This window comes from Bradyrhizobium sp. SHOUNA76 (genome assembly GCF_023006445.1).
Lineage (GTDB): Bacteria > Pseudomonadota > Alphaproteobacteria > Rhizobiales > Xanthobacteraceae > Bradyrhizobium.
In genome coordinates, this window is the sequence record NZ_JALBHA010000735.1 from 1 (window position 1) to 2,293 (window position 2,293).

Genomic DNA, 2,293 nt, shown 5'->3' on the forward strand with positions numbered 1-2,293 from the left:
CCGTAATCGGTGCGGCCGGCGCCATGCACCCGCAGATCCGCGCCGGTCATCGCCTTCACGGCGGCCTCTAACGCGCCCTGCACCGAGGGCAGCGTCTCCTGCACCTGCCAGCCGAAGAACGGCGCGCCGTCATATTCGATGGTGAGCTTGTAGCGGGGCATCTATCCGATTCTATCCGATGTCATGGCCGGGCTTGACCCGGCAATCCATCGCCTGGGACAGAGTTTTGTTAGAAGATGGATACGCGGGTCAAGCCCGCGTATGACAAGTTGGCTAGTTGAACCTCGCGCCCGCCTTCAGCGGCACGCCGCGCAGGTAGTCCGCGGCCTGCATCCGCGCCTTGCCTTCGCGCTGGAGCTCGAGGATGCGGATCGCGCCCTCGCCGCAGGCGATGGTGAGATGATCGTCGAGCACCTCGCCCGGCGCGCCAGCACCTTTCGCCAGCTCGCAGCGCAGGATCTTGACGCGCGCATTCTCGATTTCAGCCCTGGCGCCGGGGAATGGCGAGAGGCCGTGGATGTGGCGCAGCACGGCGCGCGCGGGCTTGTTCCAGTCGATCCGCGCCTCGGCCTTGTCGATCTTGGCGGCGTAGGTGACGCCGTCCTCGCTCTGCTTCCTGAGCTGCAGCCCGCCACGGGCGAGCGCGGCCACGGCTCGCACCATCAGGTCGGCACCGAGCCTGGACAGGCGATCGTGCAGATCGGCCGCGGTCATGTTGTCGGTGATGGCAAGACGCTCGGCCATGGCGACGTCGCCGGTGTCGAGACCGACATCCATCTTCATCACCATCACGCCGCTCTCGGCATCATCAGCCATGATCGCGCGGTTGATCGGCGCCGCGCCGCGCCAGCGCGGCAGCAGCGAAGCGTGCAGGTTGTAGCAGCCGAGCTTGGGCGCATCGAGGATCGCCTGCGGCAGGATCATGCCATAGGCAACGACGACCGCGGCATCGGCATCGAACGCATTGAACTCCGCCAGCGCTTCCTCGGTCTTCAGCGTCTTCGGCGTCAGCACGGGCACGCCGAGTTTTCGCGCGGCCTCCTCGACCGGCGTCGGCTGCAATTGCAGGCCGCGCCGCCCGCCCGGCTTCGGCGCGCGGGTGTAGACGGCCGCAATCTCGTGGCCATGCGCGACCAGCTCGAGCAGCGTCGGCACGGAGAAATCGGGCGTGCCCATGAAGATGAGGCGGAGGGGCATCAACAGAACTCGCTGCGTTCCCTCCCCCCTTGCGGGGGAGGGTTAGGGAGAGGGGCGCCACACGACGCGCTCTTTCAGAATGAGCGCAGATTGGTTCATTGCCCCGGTTGGACCATTTGCTGGGCTACCCCTCTCCCCCACCCTCCCCCGCAAGGGGGGAGGCAGCGCAGGGGAGCGTGCGGCAACGCCAATTGCTTACAACTCACTCCGCCCGCTTGGCGGCTTTTTCGAACTTCTTGATCACGCGGTCGCGCTTGAGCTTCGAGAGGTAGTCGACGAACAGGACGCCGTTGAGGTGGTCGATCTCATGCTGGATGCAGGTGGCGTAGAGGCCTTCGGCGTCCTCCTCGTGCACCTTGCCGTCGAGATCGGTGAAGCGCACTCGCACCTTCGCAGGGCGCTCCACCTCCTCGTAATATTCGGGGATCGAGAGGCAACCTTCCTCGTAGACCGACAGCTCCTCGGAGGACGCGATGATCTCGGGGTTGATGAAGACGCGTGGCAGCGGCGTGGTCTCGCCGTTCTCATCGCGCTTGGCGAGGTCCATGGTGATCAGCCGCAGCGGCTGCGCGATCTGGATCGCGGCGAGGCCAATGCCGGGCGCGTCGTACATGGTCTCGAACATGTCGTCGGCAAGCTTGCGGATCTCCGAGGTGACCTTCTCGATCGGCTTGGAGACCAAGCGCAGCTGCTTGTCGGGCAGGATGATGATTTCTCTGAGGGCCATGGCCGCGATTTAAGCCGCATGCCGGATGCGGTCAATGCGGTGGGGAACCCCGTTAACCCCTCGCTAACCATAAAACTTCGCTTTTCGTTAACCATAAAAATTAGGGAGTGGTTAACCCCTGACGTTCCCTCTTCGTTCGCGAATATCGGCGAATCGCGTTAGAAGGGCACATGAACGAGATTATTTTCCTGATTGGCGACTGGCCGGTGCGCATCATCGATGCGCTGATCGGCTTCGGTGCGCTCGTCCTCATCCTGCTGGTGGTGATTGCGGTGGTGATCGCGCGCTCCGGGCGACGCGGCGCGGAACTCGCGATGGCGCACGCGATCCGGGCCGACGAGCTCGAGGAGCGGCTGAGCGAGGTGCTGC

Annotated in this window: 2 protein-coding genes and 2 pseudogenes; 1 reads left to right on the forward strand and 3 read right to left on the reverse strand. The window is 64.7% G+C overall.

The window, feature by feature from the left end:
- The 3 genes and pseudogenes from MOV74_RS36340 to def all read right to left on the reverse strand — a co-directional run.
- Window positions 1-161: pseudogene (locus MOV74_RS36340) on the reverse strand (tRNA pseudouridine(38-40) synthase TruA); the annotation flags it as partial.
- A gap of 112 nt (window positions 162-273) precedes the next feature.
- Complete coding sequence (fmt, locus tag MOV74_RS36345) at window positions 274-1,197, reverse strand: methionyl-tRNA formyltransferase (RefSeq protein ID WP_246932118.1); 924 nt, start codon at window positions 1,195-1,197, stop codon at window positions 274-276.
- Between the two features lie 202 nt (window positions 1,198-1,399).
- Window positions 1,400-1,924 carry a peptide deformylase gene (gene def, locus MOV74_RS36350; protein ID WP_246932120.1) on the reverse strand — a complete coding sequence of 175 codons (525 nt, stop codon included), beginning with the start codon at window positions 1,922-1,924 and terminating at the stop codon, window positions 1,400-1,402.
- Window positions 1,925-2,094: 170 nt separating this feature from the next.
- Here def and MOV74_RS36355 point away from each other — a divergent pair.
- A pseudogene (locus MOV74_RS36355) lies at window positions 2,095-2,293 on the forward strand (DNA recombination protein RmuC); the annotation flags it as partial.